The sequence below is a fragment of the Solirubrobacter deserti genome, assembly GCF_027587175.1.
Classification (GTDB): domain Bacteria; phylum Actinomycetota; class Thermoleophilia; order Solirubrobacterales; family Solirubrobacteraceae; genus Solirubrobacter; species Solirubrobacter deserti.
The window spans coordinates 14,815-38,307 of record NZ_JAPCID010000053.1 but is presented as its reverse complement, the minus strand read 5'-3'; the positions used below and the strand labels follow the sequence as shown (position 1 = coordinate 38,307).

Genomic DNA, 23,493 nt, shown 5'->3' with positions numbered 1-23,493 from the left:
TCGCGCGTCGATGCCGAGACGGATCTCGCTGCTGCTCGCGCTCGCCGGCCTGGCGGGCGCGGCTCCCGCCCACGCCGCTCGGCCCGCCTTCGGCCCCGCGCTCCCGCCGCTCGGCATCGAGCCGGGCGCCGTGGCGATCGTCGACCTCAACCGCGACGGGCGCCAGGACCTGGTGGCCGCGCGCGTGAGCGGCGTGACCGTGCACCTCGCCCAGGCCGACGGCACCTACGACAGCGCCGGCCCGTATGTCACCGGTGGGACATCCGCGCCGAACACGGTCCGGGTCGCCGAGCTGACCGGCGACGGTCGTCCCGACCTGGTCGTGTGGGCTCACCACGAGCTGCACGCGCTGCACGCGCAGCCCGGCGGCGGCTTCGTGTCCGCCCTGGTCGCCGCGCCGCCGGACGAGCCCGTGGTGGCCGACACGGACGGCGACGGCCGGGCCGAGCTGCTGTACGCGCAGGACACGGTGCGCGTCGGCGAGGCGCAGCCGGACGGCAGCTACGCGTGGGAGCAGCTCCTCACCGCCGCGGACGCGGAGAAGCTGGCCGCGGGCGACATCGACGGCGACGGCCACACGGACCTGATCGCGTTCCACGCGCAGGGCTCGGCGTCATTGCTGCCGGGGACGCCCAGCGGGCTCGGGCCGCCTCGCACGTGGGCGTACCCCGTGGCCCCGGGCGACGAGACGATGCTCCGCGACATCGACGCCGACGGCCGCGGCGACCTCGTGTTGCGCCGCGGCCGGTTGTTGCTCGTGCGGCACGGCCGCCCCGGCCCCGACTTCGGGCCGGAGGTGAGCCACGACCTCGGCGGCACGGGCGGGCGGCTGCTGATCGCCGATCTCAACGGCGACGGCCGCCTGGATGTCGGGACGAAGACGGCCGACGCGGTCACCGTCCTTCCCGGCGTGCTCGGCGGCGAGCTCGGTGCGCCCGTGAACCATCCGCTGCTGGACGGCGTGGTGCAGGGCTTCGGCGACCTCGACGGCGACGTCCGCCCCGACGCCCTGATCAGCCGCGCAGACGGGCTCCACGTGCTCCCCAACCGGACGCAGCTCGTCACGCTCGCCCCGCCGGTGGTGCGCGACGACCAGGTGACGGTCACGCACGCGCTGGCGGGCTTCCCGGCGGCGGTCCACTCGCTCGAGCTGCACGTGAAGGGTCCGCAGGACGCCGACTTCGTGCGCCGCAGCACCGTCTTCCCCCCGCGCAGCGGCACGACGACCTTCACCGTGGCCGGGGACGGCGACGTGCGGATCAAGGCGGTGGCGGTCGGCTGGGACGGCGAGCCGCTCGTCACGTCGGAGCCGCAGGAGGTGACCACCCGCGTGGATCCGGCGACGACGTTCGCCGTCCAGGCCTTCAGCTTCGGTGAGCACGTCCTGGGCAGCGAGGCGCAGCGGCCGCTGACGATCACCAACACCGGCGTGTTCGCGCTGCGCGGCCTCAGCGTGCAGCTCCAGCCCGCGGGCGACTTCACGCTCGTCGGCGGACCGTGCCCGGCGCGGATCGCGCCCGGAGCGGCGTGCACGCTCAGCGTCCGCTATCGCGCCACGACGGTCGCGCGCAGCGAGGCAACTGTGCACGTCACGGGGAACGGGCCGCCGCAGCAGGCCACGATCAGCGCGACCGGCCTGCATCCACCGCCCACGGCGACGCCGAACCCCACGGTCGAGCCCCAGCCGACGGTCGACCCGACGCCGGCGGTCACCCCGGCCGCCACCGCTGGCCCGCAGCCGACGCCGACGCCCACGCCGCGCCCGTCCTCGCGCCGGACGGCGGACCCGAAGCCGGGCCAGGCCCGGCTCGCCTACGACATGCAGACCCCGACCCGGACGAGCACGCGGCTGCTGCGGCTGCGGCTGGAGCGCGTCCAGGCCGGCTCGACCATCTCCGTGCGTTGCGCCCGGGGCTGTCCGGCCCGCTCCTTCACCAAGCGCAACGCCCGCGGCACGGTCTCGCTCGGCCGGTTCGCGACGCGCGCGCTGAAGGTCGGCACGACGATCAAGATCACGATCACCGAGCCGGGCGCCGCCCAGCCCGTCCTCGTGACGATCGTGATCCGCTCGCAGCGCGAGCCGAAGGTGACGATGAAGCTAGTCGAGTTCTAGAAGCAACAGCCCGTCGCGGCTGAAGACCTCGGTCCACGCGCCGTCCGGGCGCGGCAGCTCGCCTTCCCCACGCAGCCGCGCGGCCACGAAGACCTCGCCGCCGCGGGTGAACGCGACCACGTCCTCGCCCGCCTCGACCGGCTCGTACGCGCCCGCGAACGCCTCGGCGCGCCGCGCACGCAACGCGAGCGCGGAGCGGATCAGCTCGAGCTTCGCCGGCGGCGTCTCGCTCGCCAGCGCCGCGCGGCGCTCGTCCCAGTCGACCGGCCGGCGGTTGTCGGGGTCGACCAGCGACAGGCACAGCAGCTCGTCGCCCTGGTAGATGTCGGGCACGCCCGGAACGGTCAGCTTGAGCGCCAGCTGGCCCAGCGCGGCGCGGTCGCCGGCCTCGGCCACCTGCTCCTGGAACGGAAGGAACGTGCGCAGGAAGTCGCGGTGCGTGAGCAGCGCGCGGGCGAACTGCTGGACCGCCGCCTCGTGCTCGGAGTCGACCTCCACCCAGGTCGTGTGCTGCTTGGCCTCGCGCATCGCCTTCTCGAGGTACTGCTCCAGGCGCTCCTCGGAGATCGGCCACACGCCCAGCAGCGTCTGGAAGATGAACAGCTGCTCGACCGGGGTCGGCGCGCCGCCGGACGTCAAAGAGCGGCAGACCGACAGCCAGTTCTGCACGTGCGAGGCGAACTCATCCGCCATCCCCGCCAGCGCGCCGATCCGCGCGCGCACGTCGCCGGAGCGCTTGGTGTCGTGCGTCTGGGTGACCAGGAGGTTGTTCGGGAAGCGCGCGGCCCGCTCCGCGTTGCCGCGGTGGAAGTCCGAGACACTCACGTTGAAGCGCGACGGGTCGCCGCCGACGTCGTTGAGCGCCAGCAGCCGCGCGTAGCGGTAGAACGCCGTGTCCTCGACGCCCTTGGCCATCACGGGCGGCGTCGTCTGCTGGAAGCGCGTCACGAACGCCTCCCAGCCCGGCACCTCGAGCAGCAGCTTCGAGGCCAGCGACGCGGGCAGCCCGGCCTCGGCGACCGCGTGCCGGTCCTCGTCGGTCACCTTCCCCGACCACGGCTCCACGTAGGTCCGGTACACCGGCAGCGAGGCGAGCGCGCGCTCGAGCCCGGCCACGCGCTCCGGCGCCTCGCGCAGCAGCCGCTCGACCTCCGGCGCGAACGCCGTCCGCGCCTGCTCGAGCTTGGCCTCGAACGCGAGCTCACCGAAGCGGCGGTCGTCCCCGCTCACTTCCACCCACAGGTCCGTGAGCGGCGCCTCGCCGGCCGGGTCGACGAACAGCGCGGCGACGTCGTTGAGGAACTCGTAGCCGACGGTCCCCTCGATCGGCCAGTCGCGCAGCGGCTCGCCCGGGTCGAGGATCTTCTCCACCCACACGTGCTCGGCGCCGCCCTCGCGCAGCCGCTCCAGGTACCCGGCGGGGTCGGCGAGCCCGTCCGGGTGGTCGATCCGCAGCCCGTCGACAACGCCGTCGCGGACCAGCTGCAGCGCCAGCCGGTGCGTCTCCTCGAACACCTCCGGGTCCTCTTGGCGGACCGCCGCGAGGTGGTCGATGTCGAAGAAGCGCCGGTGCCGGCCCGTCTGCTCGTCGATGTCGAAGAACTTGGTCTTGAGCTCCGGATCGCTCCAGTAGCGGTTCTTCTCGTCCGTCGCCATGTGGTTCGGGACGATGTCGAGGATCACGCCCAGCCCGTGCTCGCGCGCGGCCTCGACCAGGGCCATGAACTCGGCCTCGCCGCCCAGCTCGTTCGAGATCGAGCCCGGATCGACGACGTCGTAGCCGTGCATCGAGCCCTCGCGAGCCTGGAACGACGGCGGCAGGTACACGTGCGAGACGCCGAGCTCCGCCAGGTACGGGACGAGCTCGCGCGCGGCGGCGAACCCGAAGTCGCCGGCGAGCTGCAGTCGGTAGGTCGCGCGCAGCTCGGTCACGGCTGCTCCCGGCGCAGGAGCACGAGCGAGTGGTGGACCAGGTCCAGATCGACCCCGGCGTCCAGCGACTCGTCACCGGGCTCGACCTCGGGCCGCGACGTGTCCAGCACGACCGTCCACGCGTCCCCGAACTGGCCGTCCGGCAGCGTGAAGACCGTGTCCTGGTGCCCGCCGTTGAACAGCAGCAGGAACGACTCGTCGAGCACCTGGCGCCCGCGCAGGTCCGGCGAAGCGATCTCCTCGCCGTTGAGGAACAGGCCGACCACCGGCGGGGAGCCGCCCCAGTCCTCGGACTTCATCAGCTCGCCGTCGGCGCGGAACCAGGCCGCGTCGGGCAGGCCGGAGCCCTCCACCTCGCGCCCGAACAGGAACTCCCGCCGGCGGAACACCGCGTGTGCGCGCCGCAGCGCGATCACCTTCTTGGAGAACGCCAGCAGGTCGGCGTTCTTCTCGATCAGCGTCCAGTCGAACCAGGAGATCTCCGAGTCCTGGCACCAGCCGTTGTTGTTGCCGCCCTGGGTGCGCCCGAACTCGTCGCCGCCGAGCATCATCGGCGTGCCCTGGGAGAGCATCAGCGTGGCCAGGAAGTTGCGCTGCTGGCGCTCGCGCAGCGCGTTGATCTCGGGATCGTCGGTGTCGCCCTCGACGCCGTGGTTCCAGGACCGGTTGTCGTCGGTCCCGTCCCGGTTGTCCTCCTTGTTGGCCTCATTGTGCTTCTCGTTGTAGGAGACCAGGTCGCGCAGCGTGAAACCGTCGTGGGCGGTGATGAAGTTGATCGACGCGAACGGGTGGCGGCCGTCGTCCTGGTAGAGGTCGCTGGAGCCGGTCAGGCGGTTCGCGAACTCGCCGACGTGCGCCTCGCCGCGCCAGAAGTCACGCATCGTGTCGCGGTAGATGCCGTTCCACTCCGACCACAGCACCGGGAAGTTACCGACCTGGTAGCCGCCCGGGCCGACGTCCCACGGCTCGGCGATCAGCTTCACCTGTGAAAGCACCGGGTCCTGGTGGATGACGTCGAAGAACGCGCTCAGGCGGTCCACGTCGTAGAGCTCACGGGCCAGGGCGCTGGCCAGATCGAAGCGGAAGCCGTCCACGTGGCAGTCGATCACCCAGTAGCGCAGCGAGTCCATGATCAGCCGCAGCACGCTCGGGTGCATGACGTTGAGCGTGTTGCCCGTGCCCGTGTAGTCCATGTAGTGGCGCAGGTCGTCGGGCACGAGCCGGTAGTAGGCGGCGTTGTCGACGCCGCGGAACGAGAGCATCGGCCCGAGGTGGTTGCCCTCGGCGGTGTGGTTGTAGACCACGTCGAGGATGACCTCGATGCCCGCCTTGTGCAGCGCCTTGACCATGCCCTTGAACTCGCGCACCTCTTGCCCCGCCTTGCCGGTGGCGGCGTAGGTGGAGTGCGGCGCGAGGAAGCCGATCGTCGAGTAGCCCCAGTAGTTGGTCAGGCCACGGTCGGCGAGGAAGGACTCGTCGGCGATGTGGTGGACGGGCAGCAGCTCGATCGCGGTCACGCCGAGGTCCTTCAGGTAACCCACGGCGGCGTCGGACGCCAGGCCGGCGTAGGTGCCGCGCAGGTCCTCGCGCACGTCCGGGTGCTGCATCGTGAAGCCCTTGACGTGGGTCTCGTAGATCACCGAGTCCGCGAGCGGCGTGTTCGGCGGGCGGTCGTCCTGCCAGTCGAAGCGCGGGTCGATCACCACGCACTTCGGGATCGCGGCCGCGTCGTCGGTGTCGTCCGGGGTGAGGTCGTCGTCCTCGCCGCCCTGCGGGTCGTACGGGTGCACGTTGCCCTTGTCGAACAGGATCGGGCCCTCGATCGACTTCGCGTACGGGTCCATCAGCAGCTTGGCCGGGTTGAAGCGATGGCCGGACTGCGGGTCGTACGGGCCGTGCACGCGGTAGCCGTAGCGCTGGCCGGGGTGCACGCCCGGCAGGTAGCAGTGCCAGTTGAACGACGTGCGCTCGGTCATCTCCACGCACGTCTCCGCGTCGCTGGAATCGAACAGACACAGGACGACGCGCTCGGCGTGCTCGGAGAAGATCGAGAAGTTGGTGCCTTCGCCGTCCCAGGTGGGACCGAGCGGGAAGGGCGCTCCGGGCCAGACCTCCATCAGCGGACCAGCGCTCCGGACAACGGCGGGAGGACGACGAATCCTGGTTCGAGCGTGGGCTCGTGGGTGGCTAGCACTAGTTCCTCGGTCTGCTCTCGGGGCACATGCACGGTCGCGCGGGCGAAGTTCGCCAGCAGCGTGTAGTCACCGCGCTTGACGGCGAGCCAGCCGGCCCGCTCGTCAAAGGTCACGTCTTCGACATCGCCCGCGGGCAGCTCGCGCCGGACGCGCAGCAGCTCGCGGTGCAGCTCCAGCAGGCCCGCGGGCTCGCCTTCGCGCGTCAGCTTGGAACGCTGGAAGGTCTCCGGGTCCTGCGGGTCGGGCACCTCCTCGCCGGCGAACGCGGCGAAGGAGGCGAACTCGCGCCGGCGCCCCTCGCGCGTGGCGTCGGCGATCTCCGGGTCGATGTGGTCCGTGAAGAACTGGAACGGCGCCCGCTCGCCGTATTCCTCGCCCTGGAAGAGCATCGGCGTGAAGGGTGACAAAAGCGTGCAGAACGCCGCGAGCGGGCGCGTCTCCACGGGCAGGCGGTCGCCGAACGCGCGGTTGCCGACCTGGTCGTGATCGGCGGAGAAGACGACGAAGTGCTCCGGGCCCACATCGAAGGCCGGCGCCCCGAAGCGGCGCTTGCGGAACGTCGAGTAGTTGCCGTCGTGGACGTGCGGGCGCCGGAAGGCCTTGGCGAGGAGCTCCATCGAGTCGAACTCCTCATACCAGCCCTGCGTCTCGCCCGTGAGCAGGACGCGCAGCGCGTGGTGGAAGTCGTCCGCCCAGGCGGCGTCGCAGCCGTAGCCGCCGAGCTCCGGGACGCGCATGACCTTCGGGTCGTTCATGCCGGACTCGGCGATCACGAGCGCGCCCGGGTTGATCGCATGCACGCGGCGGGTGACCTCGGCCACGAGGTGCTCGGGGCTGGAGTCCACGATGGCGTGGATCGCGTCCAGGCGCAGGCCGTCGAAGTGGAAGTCGCGGATCCACTGCTCCGCGCTCTGGCACACCCACTCGCGGACGGCGTCGGAGTGCTCGCCGTCGACGTTGAGGGAAGCGCCCCAGGGCGTCTCGTGCTTGTGCGTGAAGTACGGGCCGTAGGCGAGCACGGCCTTGTTGCCGGAGGCGCCGATGTGGTTGTAGACGACGTCCAGGATCACGGCCAGGCCCGCGGCGTGCGCGGCGTCGATCAGCTTCTGCAGCTGTTCCGGGCCGCCGTAGGAGGACTGGGCGGCGCTCAAGTAGACGCCGTCGTAGCTCCAGCCGCGCGCGCCCGGGAACTCGGCCACGGGCATCAGCTCGAGCACGGTCACGCCCAGCTCGGCCAGGCCCTGCAGGTACGGGATCGCGCCCGCGAACGTCCCCTCGGGCGAGAACGTGCCCACGTGCAGCTCGTAGATGACGGCGTCGTGCAGTCCGGGCGTGCGGAACGCGTTGTCGGTCCACTCGAACGCCTCCGGGTCCAAGACGCGCGACGGGCCGCGCAGGCCCTGTGGCTGCCAGCGCGAGCACGGGTCCGGCAGCGGCTCGCCGTCGATCACGTACTCGTAGTCCGTACCGGCGGGGACGTCCAGGACGGCCTCGTAGATGCCGTGCCCGACCAGGTCGAGCGCGTGATCGGCACCGGCCGCACGCAGCAGGACCTCGGTCGGGTCCGGCGCCCAGACGCGGAACTCCGTGCGGCCGTGGCGGCCCGGGAACGCGCCGAGCCGGCGCAGGAAGGGGTAGTCGGCGCTCACGCCAGCGAGCCGATCCGTCCGGTCAACAGGTCGATGAAGCGGTCCGCGTCGACGTCGACGGCGACGTGCGCGTTGGCGGGGCGGTCCGTGCGGCGCAGCTGGTCGACGACGGTCCGCCCGCGGCAGGGGCCTTGGGTGACGTCGAGCTCGACGCTGAGCTGCGCGGTGCGCAGGATCTGGGGGTCGATCACGTGGGCGACGGCGAGGGCATCGTGCACTGGGGTGTCGTCATGCCCATAGACCTCGAGATGGAACCGTCGGTAGAACGCGTGCAGATCGGCGACGACCGCGCCCGCGCGGCCGGTGGAGCGCAGTTGCTCCGCGCGCGCCGCGCTCAGCATGGCCCGATGCGTGACGTCGAGGCCGATCATCGTCACGTCGGCGTCGGACTCGAAGACGCGCTTGGCCGCCTCCGGGTCGCACCAGATATTGAACTCCGCGCTGGGCGTGACGTTGCCGAGCCCGATCGCACCGCCCATGACGACGATGTCCTCGATGCTCTCGACCAGCTCGGGGTACATCGCGATCAGCAGCGCGACGTTCGTCAGCGGGCCGACGGCGACGATCGTCAGCGGACGCTCGCGCAGCTCGCGCGCCATCAGCTCGACCGCGTGCAGCGGCTCCGGCGCGCGTGACGGCGGCGGGAGGTCGGGACCGTCGAGACCCGTCTCGCCGTGCACTTCATCGGCCACGCGGGCCGTGTCGTGCACGAGCGGGCGGTCGGCACCCGCGGCGACCGGGATGTGGTCGGCCTCGGCGACGTCGAGGACACGGATGGCGTTCGCCGTGACCTTGTCGAGCGTCTGGTTCCCGGCCACGGTCGTGACCGCCACGACCTCCAGCTCTTCGCTCGCGAGCGCGAGCAGCAGGGCCATCGCGTCGTCGTGGCCCGGGTCGCAATCGATGATGACCGGCGTCTTCGGCATGGCGCATCATTCAAGCGGGCCGCGTGTTCACACGCCTGCCATGCAGATCGCCGCCCTTCTCGTCAGCGCCCTTTTCGCCGCGCAGGCCGCCCCGACCGCGTCCACCGGCGCGGCGGAGTCCGTGACCACGGGCTCGGCCGCGCTCACCGGCGTCGTGAACCCGAACGGAGCGGCGACGACCTACCGCTTCGAGTACGGGACCTCGACCTCCTACGGCCTGACCACGCCCGACGTGGACGCCGGCAGCGGCAGCGCCGACGTCCCCGCCCGGGCGCAGCTCAGCGGGTTGTCGGCGAACACCACCTACCACTACCGGATCGTGGCCAACCAGGCCGGCGGCACCCCCGTGACCGGTGGGGACCGCACCTTCCGCACCGCGAGCGCGCCTTCGCTGCCGTCGATGTCCAGCCGTGCCGCCACGGCCGTGACCGGCACCACGGCCACGCTCAACGCGGGCGTGAACCCGCGCGGGCTGGCGACGAACGTCTACTTCGAGTACGGGACCTCGACGTCCTACGGCACCCGCACGCCGCCGCAGGCGATCGGCGCGGGCACCTCGACCGTCTCGGTGAGCGCCGCGATCGGCGGCCTGCGGCCGAACACCCGCTACAACTTCCGCGCCGTGGCCACGAGCGCCGCCGGCGTGGCGCGCACGAGCAACCGCACGTTCACGACGCCGCGCGTGCCGACCGGCGTCGCGATCACGCCGTCGACCGTCCGGCCGACCTGGGGCAGCGGCCTCACGATCACCGGCACGGTGAGCGGCTCCGGCACGACACCGGTCGCCGTGGAGAAGCTCGACTTCCCGTTCCAGGGCGCCTGGATTCCCGTTGCGACGGCCAACTCCAGCAGCTCGGGCGCCTTCACCCTGACCGTCCCGCCGCTGTTCGCCACCACGCGCCTGCGCGTCGCCACACGCACCCCGAACGTGGTCACCAGCGGCGTCTCCACCATCAACGTGGCCGTCAAAGTGGGGCTGAAGACGAGCCGTGTCTCCACCCGCCGTACCCGGGTGACGGGCACGATCTGGCCATCGGTGCCCAGTGGCCGGGCCTCGCTCCAGCGCCAGTCGCGGAGCGGTCGCTGGATCCCGGTGACGCGGACGAACGTGTCCGCGCTGTCCGGCGACCGCTCCCGCTACACCTTCACGTTCACGCGCTCGCGCAGCCGCACCATGAACTACCGCGTCGTCGTGAACCCGCGCGACAACGGCCTGCACGTGTCCGGTACGAGCCGCGTCGTCAGCGTGAAGCGCGCGCGTCCTTGATGTCGTGCAGCCGGCGGTCGAGGGCGCGCAACAGCGTGGCGCGGTCCTCGCCGTCGGTGGGATGGACGGCGGCGACGACGGTGAGTGAGACCGGGCCGTCGCCGGCGTCCACGCGCAGACCGGCGGCGCGCAGGGTCTCGCTGAGCCGCTCGGCGGTCTCGGCGCCCGCGCCCGGGGCCACGAGCGCGAACTCGTCGCCGCCGATGCGGGCCAGGCAATCACCGGAGCGCACCGCGGCCGAGGCGTGCGCGGCCAGCTCGCGCAGGACGCGGTCGCCCGTGGTGTGGCCGAAGCGGTCGTTGATCTGCTTGAAGTAGTCGATGTCGACCAGCGCGGCGGTGAACGTACGGTCGTCCGCGAAGGCGGCGTCCAGCGCCTCGTCGAATGCGCGCCGGTTCGCGAGCCCGGTCAGCGGGTCCACGCGCGCGATCCGGTGCTGGTGGCGCTCCGCCGCGACCAGGCGGCGCTTGAGGAACTGGATCGTGGCGACCAGGCCGACGTAGGCGACCGCGTACGAGATCGTGCGGTGCACGAGCATGTGGCCCTGGTCACCGGCCAGCAGCGGGGAGGCGTAGGTGAGGATCTCGACGGCGCCGAGCGGGACCGCGTAGCGCAGCGGGAAGAAGTAGGCGACGTAGAGCATCGGCAGCACGAGCACCGGGCCGAGGTAGGCGTCGGCGCCACCCGTGACGTAGAGGGCCGTCGCGACGAGCGGCTGGCAGGCCACGACCGTGATCGCGTGGCCTTCGATGGAGACCCTGTGCCAGGGGATCAGCCGCGTGATGCAGGCGACGGAGTAGGCCGCCGTGAAGCCGGCGAGGCCCCAGAACAGCGCGTCATGACCGTCGGGTGCGCCGGGCACGAAGCGGCACACCACCGCGACGACCGTCGCGGCGAGCCAGAGCAGCCCGGAGACCGGACCCATGAGGCGGCGTTCTTCTTCCACACCTCGTTACATCGGCCCGGTGCCCGCCGTCTTGACGCGCCCGCGCTCCCGCGCCCGCCCGTCGTACCCGGAATCCTTGGCCGTGGGCCGTTTGCTGGCGGAAAGCGTTCTCCACACGGAGGGCCGCGTGGTGTCGCAGGCAGCGACACCACCGCGCAGATCACCCCATCAGTCCGCGTCTTCGGGCACCAGCCAGATGGCGCCGAGCGGCGGGAGCGTGACGTCGGCGCTGAACGGCTGGCCGTGCCAGCCCTCGCCCTTGGCCTCGATGCCGCCCATGTTGCCGACGCCCGAACCGCCGTAGACCGTCGCGTCGGTGTTGAGGAGCTCCTTCCAGCGACCCGGCCGCGGCAGCCCGATGCGGTAGTTCTCGCGCGGCACCGGCGAGAAGTTGCCGACGAACATGGCCACCCGCTCGGAGTCCTTGGTCCGGCGCGCGAACGCGATCACGTTGTCGTCGGCCGCGTTGGCCTCGGTCCACCAAAAGCCGGTGCCGTCGAAGTCCATCTCCCACAGCGCCGGTTCGGCCTTGTAGGCCTTGTTGAGGTCGCGCACGAGCGACTGGATGCCGCTGTGCTCGGGGTTCTCGAGCAGGTGCCAGTCCAGCGAGCGCTCCTCGCTCCACTCGGCCTCCTGCGCGAACTCCTGGCCCATGAACAGCAGCTTCTTGCCGGGGTGCGCCCACATGTAGGCGTACAGCGAGCGCAGGTTCGCGAGCTTCTGCCAGCGGTCGCCCGGCATCTTGGTCAGCAGCGAGCCCTTGCCGTGCACGACCTCGTCGTGCGAGAGCGGCAGGATGAAGTTCTCCGTGAACGCGTAGACCAGGCTGAAGGTCAGCTCGTGGTGGTGGTAGCGGCGGTAGATCGGGTCGTTCTGGAAGTACGACAGCGTGTCGTGCATCCAGCCCATGTTCCACTTGAAGCCGAACCCGAGCCCGCCCAGGTACGTGGGCCGTGAGACGCCCGGCCACGCCGTGGACTCCTCGGCGGCGGAGATCACGCCGGGCTCGCGCGCGTGCACGACCTCGTTGAACTCCTTCAGGAACTGGACGGCCTCGAGGTCCTCGTTGCCGCCGTACTCGTTCGGCACCCACTGACCCTCTTCGCGCGAGTAGTCGAGGTAGAGCATCGACGCGACGGCGTCCACCCGGATCCCGTCGGCGTGGAACTCCTCGAGCCAGAACAGCGCGTTGGACACGAGGAAGTTGCGGACCTCGTGGCGGCCGTAGTTGAAGACGAGGGTGCCCCAGTCCGGGTGCGCGCCGCGGCGAGGGTCGGCGTGCTCGTAGAGCGCCGTGCCGTCGAAGCGGGCGAGGGCGAAGTCGTCGCGCGGGAAGTGGGCCGGGACCCAGTCGAGGATCACGCCGATCCCGTTCTGGTGCACGCGGTCGACGAACTCGCGGAAGTCGTCGGGCGAGCCGTGGCGCGGCGTGGGCGCGAAGTAGCCCGTCACCTGATAGCCCCACGAGCCGCTGAACGGGTGCGCCATCACCGGCAGCAGCTCGATGTGGGTGAAGCCCATGTCCTTCGCGTACGCCGACAGCTCGTCGGCCAACTCCAGGTAGTTGAGCGAGCGGTTGCCCTCGAGCGGGTTCAGCCGCCACGAGCCCAGATGGACCTCGTAGATCGACATCGGGCCCTCTTGCGCGTTGGACTCCCGCCGCGCCTTCAGCCACTCGTCATCCGCCCACTCGTGTTTGGGATCGTGGACGACCGACGCCGTCTTGGGCGGGACCTCGGTCTCGAACGCGACCGGATCGGCCTTCAGGCGGATCTCGCCGTCCTGGGCGAGGATCTCGTACTTGTACTTGGCGCCGGGGCCGACGCCGGGCAGGAACAGCTCCCAGATACCGGAGGAGCCGAGCGACCGCATCGGGTGGATGCGGCCGTCCCAGTAGTTGAAGTCGCCCACCACGGACACGGCGCGCGCGGAGGGCGCCCAGACCGCGAACGCGGTGCCGGTGACGCCGTCGACCTCGGTCACGTGCGCGCCCAGGCGCTCCCACAACTCCTGGTGGCGGCCCTCGCCCAGCAGGTGGACGTCGAGCTCGCCGATCGTCGGCAGGAAGCGGTAGGGGTCCTCGACCGTGACGGTCCCGGACTCGCCGTAGTCGACCTCGAGCTTGTACTCGAGCGGCAGGTTCACGCCCTTCAGGTGGCCCTCGAAGACGCCGCCGGGGTGCACGCACTCCAGGGTCTCGTGGGTTCCGTCCGGAACGACCACCTCGACCTTGGCCGCGGCCGGGCGGAAGGTGCGGATGACCACGCCCGAGCCGTTGTCGGGGTGGGCACCGAGATATCCGTGGGGGTTCGCGTGCTGGCGGGAGACGAGCTGGTCGGCTTCACTCATGGTCGCTCGGTTGCCTTCCCTGTACGGCGGGCTCGCAAGCCCGAAGTTGGCCGTCGGCGCGCGAGTCTACGCTCCGGCGGCCTCCCACCACCGTCTGAGCGCGCCCGGGTCGCGGACGGCGTTGGTGTAGCAGTGGGTCTCACCGAGCCGCACGTGCGGGAACGGCAGCGTGTCGACCCAGCGCAGGTTGACTCCGCGCCCCTTGAGGGCATGGGCGATGGCGGCCTTGAAGACGTCCTTTCCGCCGCGCTCGGGGCCGTGCGGGTCCGCGGCCAGGAACGTCCGATTGCCGACGGCCACCCCGTTGACGGGGTTGCCGGTGGCGGCGTAGAGCCCGCCGTCGCCCGGGCCGAACAGCACCGGGAAGCGGACGACGTCGGCGTCGAGCTCGGTCTTCAGCCGCGCCGCGAGCGCGTCCAGCCCGGGCGCCATCGTGCGGCTGCCGCGGGCGACGCCGCGCTCCAGCCGCTCGCCCTTGGGCACGAGTTTCAGCGCCCCGCCCGGGTCGGCCACGGCGAGCACCCAGCCCTTGCCGGTGGTCGTCGGGATGACCGCCACGATCTCGTCGACGTGGCCGACCGCGAGCGCGGAGGTGTCGATCTCCACCACGGGCTGCTGGCCCTGGGCGGCCAGGAACTTCGACCACGCGTCGCCGGGGTCGCTGCCGACGAGCAGCTTGCCGAGCGGCGCGCCGGGCGCCGGCGGCGTCGGCTCGAGGTCGCCCGTGGCGTCGTAGTCACCCGCCACCACGCCCTTGTCGCGGCCGCGCAGCTCCTGGTACGGCCACGCCGCGCCGGCGGCGAGCCGGCCGGTCAGGCGCGGGCTCTGGACGCCGGGCGCGAGCACGGACACGCGGATCGACCCGCGCGGCGTGGCCGCGATGCCGGTCTCGAACGCGTCTTGGGCGAACACCGCGCCCTCGAAGTCGCGCACGGGCGCGGCCTTCTGCAGCGTCTTCTTGTAGGCGCGGGCGAAGCGCTGCCACGCGCGCTCGCCGTCGCCGGCGGCCTCGATCTCCTGCTCCGCGAAGCGCTTGAGGCCCTCAGGGTCCTGGCGGTAGCGCTTGAGCGAGGGCAGGCCCTTGAGCACCTCGGCCGGCTTGGTCTTCATCTCGCGCCGGATGCGCGCCCACACCGACTTGGCCTCGTCGATGCGCGCCCGCACCTCCTTCTCGGTGGGCGCGCGGCGGGCGTAGAGCGTCTGCGGCGCCTGCCGGGCGTCGGGGAACAGGACGGGCGCGACCTCGCCGGTGAGCGTGTTCGTGGCCGTCTCCCCGCCGCTCGCGACCGTGAGCGTGAAGGCCGCGCCGCCGGTGCCGGGCGCGCGGGCGACGTCCAGCCCTTCGATCCCGAGCTCGACGCCGGCGCGCAGTTCGGCGGCGGTCAGCGTGCCCGCGAACTGCGCACCGTCGCGCATCAGGCGCGCGTTGCCGGCGACGGTCACGGTGGCCGTCGCGTCGTCGGGTGCCTGCGGCCACGCGGCGACCCGCAGCGGGGTCAGGTCGGCCGCGTCCTCGGGGCCATTGACGACCGTGTCGGCCGCGTCGTGGCACTTCGCCGGCTCGTCCGGGGCGAAGCCGGTCTTGACCAGCTGGGCGAGCGGGCCGGCGCAGCGGCCGGAGTCGTCGTCGACGTTGGGAAGGAAGCGCAGCGGCGCGTCGGCCTGCAGGTCGGCGACGGGCGCTGCTTTCCTGAAGAGGGACTGTCCCTCTTTAGCAACAGCTGTCGCGTTTGCGGTCGTTGCGAGCACCAGCAACGCGGTCATGGGCAGGATTCGCATCGCTGCCCTATGCCGCGGCTCAGCGGCGTGTGACGGTCAATCTCGCGTAGCTGTAGGTCGTGCTCGGCTCGGGGATCGCCTGCGGGTCGCGCGAGAGCCGGATCGCGCGCTCGCGGGGCGCGCCCTCACACTCGTAGCGCTTTGCCAGCCGGCAGCGGCTCGTGGTCTCGATCACGATCCGGCGCGCGTCGAGGGTGCGCAGCAGCGGCTGGAAGTCGCCACGCCGCGTGTCCTCGCGGTACGCACGGCAGATGGGGCCCGTGCGGCCGCACGTCACCGGTGCGCCGCCGTCGACCGTGATCGTGACCGTCAGCGGGCCGGTGCTGCGGTAGCCGCCCCGGCCCGCGGGGCGCTCGCCCACGCGGATGCCGGTGCGGTTGTACGCGTTCGCGCTCCGGGTCTCCGTGACGCCGAACTCGGCGCCCCGTGCGCGCAGTGCCCGCGCGAGCTGCGCCGGGCCCACACCCTCGCCGGGACGGAACCGGCACAGCTCCCCGCGCGCAGTCCGCGTGCAGGGGATGCGCTCACCCTCGACGGTCACGGTGCGCTCGTCGCCCGAGAAGGGCGACTCGACGAGGCCGGTGCCGACGGCGGCCGTGCCGAACGTGAGCGTGACGAACCCCGAGACGACGAGGACACGCGGCCAGCGGCGGCGGCGCGCACGCCGGCGGGCCGCGGCGGCCAGGTCCTCGCGCAGCAGCGCGAGCTCGGGCGGGAGCGGGGTCATACGCGGCCCTCCATCTCGGTTCGCAGCGATTTCAGGCCGCGCGACACGCGCGAGCGGGCGGCCTGCTCGGAGACGGCGAGCCGCAGCGCGATCTCGTCGTAGCCGAGCCCTTCGAGCACCCGCAGCGCGATCGCCTCGCGCTGCTCGGGCGGGAGCCGGTTGAGCGCCGCGTGCAGCAGCCGCCCGGCGCCCTCGACCGCGAGCCGCTCCGCCACCTCCTCGGCGTGGTCCTCGACCCACGGCGTGAGCCGCATGCCGAGCTTGCGCCGCGCGGACACGTCGACCTTCTGCCGCCGCCAGTAGCGGTGCAGGAGGTTGGACGCGATGCCGAACAGCCACGGCCCGGCGGACCCGTCCGTCTCGTCGCGGAAGCGCCCGGCGTGACGCAGCGCCTGCGCGAACGTCTCCGCCGTGAGGTCGGTTGCCACCACCGCGTCGCCGCAGCGCGCCGCCAACCACGCCTGCACGTCCGCCGCCCAGCGGTCGTAGACCGCCACGAAGGCGTCGGGGTCGCGCTTGGAGCGGCGCAGCAGCTCGGCGTCGGTCGGGCTCACAGGGCCCTATGCCGCACGCCGAGCGTCTGTGTCACTCGGTTTCGAGCAGGCGCACGATCCCGGCGACCGGGATCGCGACCCAGTCCGGCCGGTTGTTGAGCTCGTAGCGCAGCTCGTACACGGCCTTCTCGAGCTCGAACACCGCCAGCAGCTGCTCCGTGGCCTGCTGCCCGGGCGGCAGCAAGCTGTTGTCCACGGCCCGGTGGTAGCCGGCCAGGAAGCGCTCACGCGCACGTTCCTCCCAGTCGGCCGGCGCCTCACGACCGCGCAGCAGGTGGGACCCCGCGGTGGCATAGGAGAACGACCGCAGCATCCCCGCCACGTCGCGCAGCGGCGAGCGCTTGAGCCGCCGCTCCGGCAACGGCCGGGCCGGCTCACCCTCGAAGTCGAGCACCTTCCAACCTTGCGCCGAGTACATCGTCTGGCCCAGGTGCAGGTCGCCGTGGGTGCGGATCACGCGCCCGCCGACCGTCGCGTGCGCGAGCAGCGAGAGCTTCTCGCGCACGTCCTGGCCACGGCCCGCGATCGGGGCGGTCGCCTCGCTGTCGGGCAGGTCGAGGAAGACGCGCTCGATCTGCTCGTCGACGTCGGCGTACAGGATCGAGAGCGACTCCGCGGACGGCTCGACGGGCGCGAAGTCCGGATCGGAGTTGTCGGAGCCGAGCGCGCTGTGCAGCTCGCCGATCACGACGCCGAGCGCCTCGATCTTGCCCAGCAGCCCGTCCGGGTCGCTCGCGAGCTCGTCCAGCGTCATCTCCCAGCCGTCCTTCGCGCCGGCCAGGAACTCCTGCAGGATCCCGAGCGTCGCGGACACGTGGCGGCCGTCGACCTCGTACCAGCCGTGCAACGCCGCGATGTGCGGGAACTCGCGCGCCGAGAGGAAGCGCAGCAGCTCGAGCTCGGGGTTCACGCCCGGCTCGATCCTGCGGATCGCCTTCATGATCAGCTGGTCGCCGAACACGATCGAGGTGTTGGACTGCTCGACGCCGACGGGGCGGACGTGGAAGCTGTCGTCGGGCGCGTGGTCCGCGGTCCAGCGGAAGGCGAAGTCGCCGGCATCACGGTTGGCCGCCATCGCCCGCAGCAGCTCGCGACCCGTCTCGGGATCCGCCAGTGCGTCGTAGACGGCCTGGCCGCCCTTCTCGAAGATCGGCTCGCCGTCCCCGCTCGGGCGTAGAGCCAGCGGCACCTGGTAGGTCTCGTGCGTGCCGACCGGGAAGCGCGCCTCGATCAGCGCCAGCACGAGCTGCTCGGACAGCGCGACCGAGTCGACGACCTCCACGCCCGACACCTCACGCGTCTTGGACGCGAACCAGCGCTGGGCGACGACCCAGTCGTTGAGCACCTGTTCGTCGATGAAGGTGAGGTCGCTGGTCATTCCGGCTCATCCTTCACCAGTTGGAACCAATAGAAACCGCGCGGGGCGAGCGTGAGCAGGTACGGCAGCTCGCCGATGCGCGGGAAGCGCGAGCGGCCGAAGATCTCAGTCGGATGGCGGCCTTTGTGGGCCGACAGGTCCAGCTCCACGGCCTGGGCCGAGCGGGCGAGGTTGTGGACGCAGAGCATCACGTCCTCCTCGTAGGTGCGGATGTGGGCGAAGATCCTCGGGTTCGACGGCTGCAGCGGCTCGTAGGTGCCCAGGCCGAAGACGGGGTGCTCCTTGCGCAGGGCGACGAAGCGCCGCAGCCAGCGCAGCAGCGAGTACGGCGTGCGCATCTGGGCCTCGACGTTGACGGCCTGGAAGCCGTACACCGGGTCCATCAGCGGGGGCGCGTAGAGCTGCGCGAAGTCCGCGCGCGAGAAGCCGCCGTTGCGGTCGCCGCTCCACTGCATCGGAGTGCGGACGCCGTCGCGGTCGCCCAGATAGACGTTGTCGCCCATCATGATCTCGTCGCCGTAGTACAGGACGGGCGAGCCCGGCAGGCTGAAGAGGATCGCGTGCAGCAGCTCGATCTCGTCGCGGCCGCCCTCGAGCAGCGGCGCGAGCCGGCGCCGGATGCCGACGTTGATCTTCATGCGCGGGTCCTTGGCGTACTCCGCGTACATGTAGTCGCGTTCCTCGTCGGTCACCATCTCGAGCGTGAGCTCGTCGTGGTTGCGCAGGAACAGCCCCCACTGGCAGTTGTCCGGGATGTCGGGCGTCTGGGCCAGGATCTCGTAGATCGGGTTGGCCTCCTCGCGGCGCACCGCCATGAACATGCGCGGCATCACCGGGAAGTGGAACGCCATGTGGCACTCGTCGCCGTCGCCGAAGTACTCGACGACGTCGGCCGGCCACTGGTTGGCCTCGGCCAGCAGGACGCGGTCCGGGTAGAGCCGGTCGACCTCCTCGCGCACCCGCTTGAGGTACTGGTGCGTCTCCGGGAGGTTCTCGCCGTTGGTGCCGTCGCGCTCGTACAAATACGGGACGGCGTCCAGGCGGAAGCCGTCCATGCCCAGGTCCAGCCAGAAGCGCAGGACCTCGAGCATCGCCTCCTGCACCTCGGGGTTGTCGAAGTTCAGGTCGGGTTGATGGGAGAAGAAGCGGTGCCAGTAGTAGGCGCCGGCCTCGTCGTCCCAGCTCCAGTTGGAGGACTCGGTGTCGGTGAAGATGATCCGCGCCTCGCTGTAGCGGGTGGGATCGTCGGACCACACGTACCAGTCGCGCTTGGGGGAGTCCGGGCTCGAGCGCGACTCCTGGAACCACGGGTGGTCGGAGGACGTGTGGTTCATCACCAGGTCGGCGATCACGCGGATCCCGCGCTGGTGCGCCGCCTCGATGAAGTCACGGACGTCGTCGACCGTGCCGTAGTCCGGCTGGATCTGGAAGAAGTCGCTGATGTCGTAGCCGCCGTCCCTGAGCGGAGAGCGGAAGAACGGCAGCAACCAGATGCAGTCGACGCCGAGCCACTGCAGGTAGTCGAGCTTCTCGGTCAGGCCGCGGAAGTCGCCGGAACCGTCGCCGTTGGCGTCGAAGAACGCGCGGGTGTGGATCTCGTAGAAGACCGCGGTCTTGAACCACAGCGGCTGGGCCTCGAACCACTGGCCGGGATCGTTACGGGACACTGGGGTCACGGTTGCACCGAACGCGATCCTGGCAAACCTGGCCTGCATCTGTCGGTCAGCTCAAAGGTGGACGAGTCCGTCCGAGTACGGGGGCATGGCCCCTACACGACTCGCCGCGATCGCGCTCGCGACCGGCGCGAGCCTCGTCGGCGCGTCGTCCGCGCACGCCGCCGTCGCCAACTCCCACACCAACGGCATCTACACGGTGCAGGTCAACTCCAACGGGCAGTTCGGCGCCGTCACCGGCGCCAACCACCCGGACGGAGCCGGCAAGTACCTGACCTACGGCGGCTACGGCGCCCGCAACCTGGTCCACTCATACACGACCGACGCCGACTATGTGCTCGCCGCTCAGGCGAGCTCGCCGTACGCGGTCACCGTCTCGGCGATCCCGAACGGCGTGCGCCAGAGCTTCGCCGTCACCGGCGCGGACTCGCTCGGCGTCGAGCAGGACGCGGTGGTCACCGGCACGACCGCCGCGGACTCGTCCGTGACCTTCACGCTGCGCCTCACCAACACCGGCGGGTCGCCGCTCAAGCTGGGCGCGCGGACCACGATCGACTTCCTGCTCAACACCGACGACGGGCCGGTCTTCACGCCGGCCGGTGGCAGCGCGGTGGGCACGGGCGGCGCGCGTTTCCTCGACCCGACGTTCCCGACCTTCACCCTCGAGGACAACGACCAGGGCGCACCGACCCTGCGCGCGAGCTGGACGGCCAACCTCCCGGGCGGCATCTCGCCCGACATGCTCGACGTCGCCGACTACGGCTCGGCCCCCGCGACCCCGTTCATCCCCGTGCTCGCCGGCGCCACCCTTGACAGCGACAACGAGGTCCGCTGGACCTGGGGCCGCGATCTCGCCCACGCGCTCACGCTCGATCCGGGCGAGGTACGCGAGCTGGCGATCAAGTCCACGCTGGCCTCCGCCGCCGCGCCGGTCAACACCGTCGCGCCGAGCGTCGCGGGCACGGCCGAAGTCGGGCACACGCTGACCGGGACCCCCGGCACGTGGACCGCGCCGCCGCTGACGAGCTACGGCTACGCCTGGCTGCGGTGTGACGGGGCGGGCGCGAACTGCTCGCCGATCGCGGGCGCGAACGCGCTGACCTATACGGCGACCGCCGGCGACCTCGGCTCCACGCTCCGTCTGCGCGAGACCGCCGCCGGCGTGGATGCGGACTCCGCCGCGACGGCCGTCGTCAGCGCCGCTCCCACCCCGACCCCGACCCCGACCCCGCCGGCGCCCACCCCCACGCCCGAGCCGCCCGCGCCGACCCCGACGCCCACGCCCGAGCCGCCCGCGCCGACCCCGACGGCCACGCCGGAGCCGCCCGCGCCGGTCGTCACGCCGACCCCGGTCGCGCCGCCGAAGTTCACGGTCAGCGTCGGCGACGCGGGTGACACGGCCAAGACCGCGACGGTCGCCGCTTCCGCCGGTGGCGTGGACGTCGGCTGCAAGGTCACGGGCACGGTCCTGAAGTCCTGCAAGGTCGACCTGTACGCCGAGGCGCGCCGCGGCGTCGCGACGGCCGCGAGCGTCGTGCTGATCGGCACCGGCACGGCCGCGCCGGACAAGGCCACGGGCGCCCTCGAGGTCCGCGTCGAGCTCAACGCCACGGGTCGCGCGCTGCTGCGCCGCTCCCCGCGCGGGCTCGCGATCCAGGTGAAGATCACCGGCCGCCCGAGCACGGGCGCGGCGTTCGAGGCGACCCGCAGCGCGCGGCTCGTCCCGGGTGACACGTCGTCCGTGGCGGCGCGCTTCGCGATCGACAGCGCGAAGCTCACCGCCGCCACCAAGCGCTCGCTGGCCACGCTCGCCCAGCAGGCGAAGGGCGCCAAGCGCGTCACCTGCGTCGGGCACACCGAGCCGTCGCTCTCCGGCGCGCGCTATGACCGCAAGCTCGGGATCGAGCGGGCCAAGGTCGTCTGCGCCTTCCTCAAGACACGCGGCGTGAAGGCGACCTTCAAGACGGCCTCCAAGGGCGCGACCGCGCCGGCGGCGAGCAACGCGACCCCGATGGGCCGCGCGCTCAACCGTCGCGTCGTCGTACAGCTCGTGCGCTAAAGCACCTTGAACAGGTGGAACTGCTTCCCGACCACGTGCGGGTTCAGTTCCACGTAGTTCTGGCCGATCCGCCAGTCGTAGTGGTTGCCGGTGAACTGATCCTCGACCACGAAGACCGGCGGTAGGCCGAGGAGCGCCGGGATCGTGACCAGCCCGGACTGCTGGTTGTGGGGGTCCAGGTTCGTGACCGTGATGATCGTGTTCCCGGGCTCCTGCTTGGCGTAGGCGAAGATCTGGTCGTTCTGCGCGTCCAGCCAGAAGACGTTGCTCAGGTGCTGCAGGGCGACGTTCTCGTGCCGGATCTCGTTGAGCCGGCGCATCATCGGCAACAGCGGGCCGTCGAGCTTGCGGTCCTTGATCTCGTACTTCTCGGAGTTCAGGTACTCCTCGCTGCCCTCACGGACCGGCACGTTCTCGAAGTGCTCGTAGCCGGAGTAGATGCCGTAGCTCGGCGACAGCGTGCCGGCGAGGACGAGGCGGGTGACGAACGCGGGCGGCCCGCCGTGCACGAGATAGGCGTGCAGGATGTCCGGCGTGACCGGGAAGAAGTTCGGCCGGAAGTACTCCTTCTCCTCACCCCAGGCGAGCTCGTTGAAGTACTCGAGCATCTCGTGGCGCGAGTTCTTCCACGTGAAGTACGTGTAGCCCTGGGTGAAGCCGAGCTTGGCCAGCTCGCGCATCACGGCGCGGCGCGTGAAGGCCTCGCTCAGGAAGACCACGTCGCGGTCGACCTTGTGGACCTCCTTGATGATGTACTCCCAGAACGCGAACGGCTTCGTGTGCGGGTTGTCCACGCGGTAGCACTTGATGCCCACGTCCACCCAGTGCAGGAAGACGTCGCGCCACGCCTCCCACAGCGACTGCCAGTCCTCGCTGTCCCAGTTGAAGTTGTAGATGTCCTGGTAGCGCTTGGGCGGGTTCTCGGCGTACTTGAGCGTGCCGTCCGGGCGCTGCTGGAACCACTCGGGGTGCTCGGTGAGCCACGGGTGGTCGGCGGAGGCGTTGAGCGCGATGTCGAGCGCGACGTCCATGCCGTGCTTGTGCGCGGTGGCGCACAGGTCGCGGACGTCCTGCTCGGTGCCCAGCTCGGGGTGGACGGCGAAGTGACCGCCCTCCTTGCCGCCGATCGCGTACGGGCTGCCGGGGTCGTCCGGGCCGGCGACGAGCGAGTTGTTGCGGCCCTTGCGCTTGTTGACGCCGATCGGGTGGAACGGCAGCAGGTACAGGACGTCGAAGCCGAGGTCGGCGATGTCGGGCACGATCGCCTCGACGGCCTTGAAGCCGCCCCAGCTGCGCGGGAACAGCTCGTACCAGGCGGAGAAGCGGGCGCGGACCCGGTCGACCTCGACGACGATCGGCTTCTCGAGGCTGGCCGCGCCCTCGCGCTCCTGGGCCTCCTCCATGGCCTGGAAGAGCTCCGGGCCGAGCGCGACGTCGAACTTCTGATGGATCTCGGCGTCGGACTCGAGGACGCCGATCGCGTACTCGATGCTCGACTTGGCCTCATCCTTCGCCTTCTCCAGCGCGCGCTTGAGGAAGATCACCCCCTCGGACAGCTCGGACGTCAGGTCCTCGTCGAGGTCCGCGGCCACCTTGCGGCGCAGCTCGTCGTGCCAGGTGGCCCAGCGGTCGGTCCACGCCTCCACCGTCCACTGCCAGGTGCCGGGCGTCTCGACGGTGAACTCCGCCGCCCAGCGGACCCCGGAGACGTGCGCGTCGACCGCGCGCATCTCCGTCTCCAGCCAGCGCCGACCGCCCGGCGCCTTGTATTTCACGACGGCCTTGATCTTCTCGTGTCCGTCGCGGAAGACGTCGGCGGAAACGGCGACCGTGTCGCCTACGGTGCGCTTGACGGCGTACCGCCCGTTGTCGAGGACCGGCGCCGGCTTTGCGATCCTGATCCGGCGCGGGCGTTCACTGCGCTTCGGTGCGGGCATCTCAGTCGC

Annotated in this window: 15 protein-coding genes; 3 read left to right on the top strand and 12 right to left on the bottom strand. The window is 71.4% G+C overall.

Annotation, left to right across the window (positions count from 1 at the left end; all coding sequences use genetic code 11):
- Window positions 1-10 precede the first annotated feature (10 nt).
- Window positions 11-2,113 carry an FG-GAP-like repeat-containing protein gene (locus tag OJ962_RS27485; RefSeq protein WP_202955170.1) on the top strand — a complete coding sequence of 701 codons (2,103 nt, stop codon included), beginning with the start codon at window positions 11-13 and terminating at the stop codon, window positions 2,111-2,113.
- On the opposite strand, the gene treY is transcribed toward OJ962_RS27485, so the two are convergent.
- Genes treY through OJ962_RS27465 form a run of 4 tightly spaced genes read right to left on the bottom strand, consistent with a single transcriptional unit; the run spans window position 2,099 to window position 8,815 of the window.
- Window positions 2,099-4,045 (bottom strand): malto-oligosyltrehalose synthase, encoded by a 1,947-nt coding sequence (gene treY / locus OJ962_RS27480; protein ID WP_202955169.1) that lies wholly within the window; start codon window positions 4,043-4,045, stop codon window positions 2,099-2,101. The two genes, OJ962_RS27485 and treY, sit on opposite strands and share 15 nt — an antisense overlap.
- On the bottom strand, window positions 4,042-6,162 hold the full coding sequence (gene glgX, locus OJ962_RS27475; RefSeq protein ID WP_202955168.1) for a glycogen debranching protein GlgX: 2,121 nt from the start codon (window positions 6,160-6,162) through the stop codon (window positions 4,042-4,044). The genes treY and glgX overlap by 4 nt, the downstream gene beginning before the upstream one ends.
- On the bottom strand, window positions 6,162-7,889 hold the full coding sequence (gene treZ, locus OJ962_RS27470; RefSeq protein ID WP_202955167.1) for a malto-oligosyltrehalose trehalohydrolase: 1,728 nt from the start codon (window positions 7,887-7,889) through the stop codon (window positions 6,162-6,164). Before treZ ends, glgX begins: the two co-directional genes overlap by 1 nt.
- Complete coding sequence (locus OJ962_RS27465; protein ID WP_202955166.1) at window positions 7,886-8,815, bottom strand: nucleoside hydrolase; 930 nt, start codon at window positions 8,813-8,815, stop codon at window positions 7,886-7,888. Before OJ962_RS27465 ends, treZ begins: the two co-directional genes overlap by 4 nt.
- Before the next feature lie 40 nt (window positions 8,816-8,855).
- Here OJ962_RS27465 and OJ962_RS27460 point away from each other — a divergent pair, with 40 nt between their 5' ends.
- Entirely contained in the window at window positions 8,856-10,082 is a 1,227-nt protein-coding gene (locus OJ962_RS27460) for an alkaline phosphatase D family protein (RefSeq protein ID WP_202955165.1), read from the top strand.
- Here the strand turns inward: OJ962_RS27460 and OJ962_RS27455 are convergent.
- From OJ962_RS27455 to treS, 7 genes are all read right to left on the bottom strand, one after another.
- On the bottom strand, window positions 10,057-11,007 hold the full coding sequence (locus OJ962_RS27455) for a GGDEF domain-containing protein (RefSeq protein ID WP_202955164.1): 951 nt from the start codon (window positions 11,005-11,007) through the stop codon (window positions 10,057-10,059). The two genes, OJ962_RS27460 and OJ962_RS27455, sit on opposite strands and share 26 nt — an antisense overlap.
- A 189-nt stretch (window positions 11,008-11,196) precedes the next feature.
- Window positions 11,197-13,377: a 1,4-alpha-glucan branching protein GlgB gene (gene glgB, locus OJ962_RS27450; protein WP_202955163.1), complete on the bottom strand. Its 2,181-nt coding sequence runs from the start codon at window positions 13,375-13,377 to the stop codon at window positions 11,197-11,199.
- A gap of 66 nt (window positions 13,378-13,443) precedes the next feature.
- On the bottom strand, window positions 13,444-15,141 hold the full coding sequence (locus OJ962_RS27445; RefSeq protein WP_202955162.1) for a protein-arginine deiminase family protein: 1,698 nt from the start codon (window positions 15,139-15,141) through the stop codon (window positions 13,444-13,446).
- Between the two features lie 34 nt (window positions 15,142-15,175).
- Window positions 15,176-15,883, bottom strand: coding sequence for a hypothetical protein (locus tag OJ962_RS27440; protein ID WP_202955161.1), 708 nt, complete (start codon window positions 15,881-15,883; stop codon window positions 15,176-15,178).
- Window positions 15,880-16,437, bottom strand: a complete 558-nt coding sequence (locus OJ962_RS27435; protein WP_202955160.1) for an RNA polymerase sigma factor — start codon at window positions 16,435-16,437, stop codon at window positions 15,880-15,882. Before OJ962_RS27435 ends, OJ962_RS27440 begins: the two co-directional genes overlap by 4 nt.
- 31 nt (window positions 16,438-16,468) lie before the next feature.
- Window positions 16,469-17,815 carry a maltokinase N-terminal cap-like domain-containing protein gene (locus tag OJ962_RS27430; protein ID WP_202955159.1) on the bottom strand — a complete coding sequence of 449 codons (1,347 nt, stop codon included), beginning with the start codon at window positions 17,813-17,815 and terminating at the stop codon, window positions 16,469-16,471.
- Complete coding sequence (gene treS / locus OJ962_RS27425; RefSeq protein WP_270006743.1) at window positions 17,812-19,482, bottom strand: maltose alpha-D-glucosyltransferase; 1,671 nt, start codon at window positions 19,480-19,482, stop codon at window positions 17,812-17,814. The genes OJ962_RS27430 and treS overlap by 4 nt, the downstream gene beginning before the upstream one ends.
- Before the next feature lie 94 nt (window positions 19,483-19,576).
- Here treS and OJ962_RS27420 point away from each other — a divergent pair, with 94 nt between their 5' ends.
- Entirely contained in the window at window positions 19,577-21,547 is a 1,971-nt protein-coding gene (locus tag OJ962_RS27420; protein WP_202955157.1) for an OmpA family protein, read from the top strand.
- On the opposite strand, the gene OJ962_RS27415 is transcribed toward OJ962_RS27420, so the two are convergent.
- Window positions 21,544-23,484, bottom strand: coding sequence for a maltotransferase domain-containing protein (locus OJ962_RS27415; protein WP_202955156.1), 1,941 nt, complete (start codon window positions 23,482-23,484; stop codon window positions 21,544-21,546). The two genes, OJ962_RS27420 and OJ962_RS27415, sit on opposite strands and share 4 nt — an antisense overlap.
- Window positions 23,485-23,493: the final 9 nt, after the last annotated feature.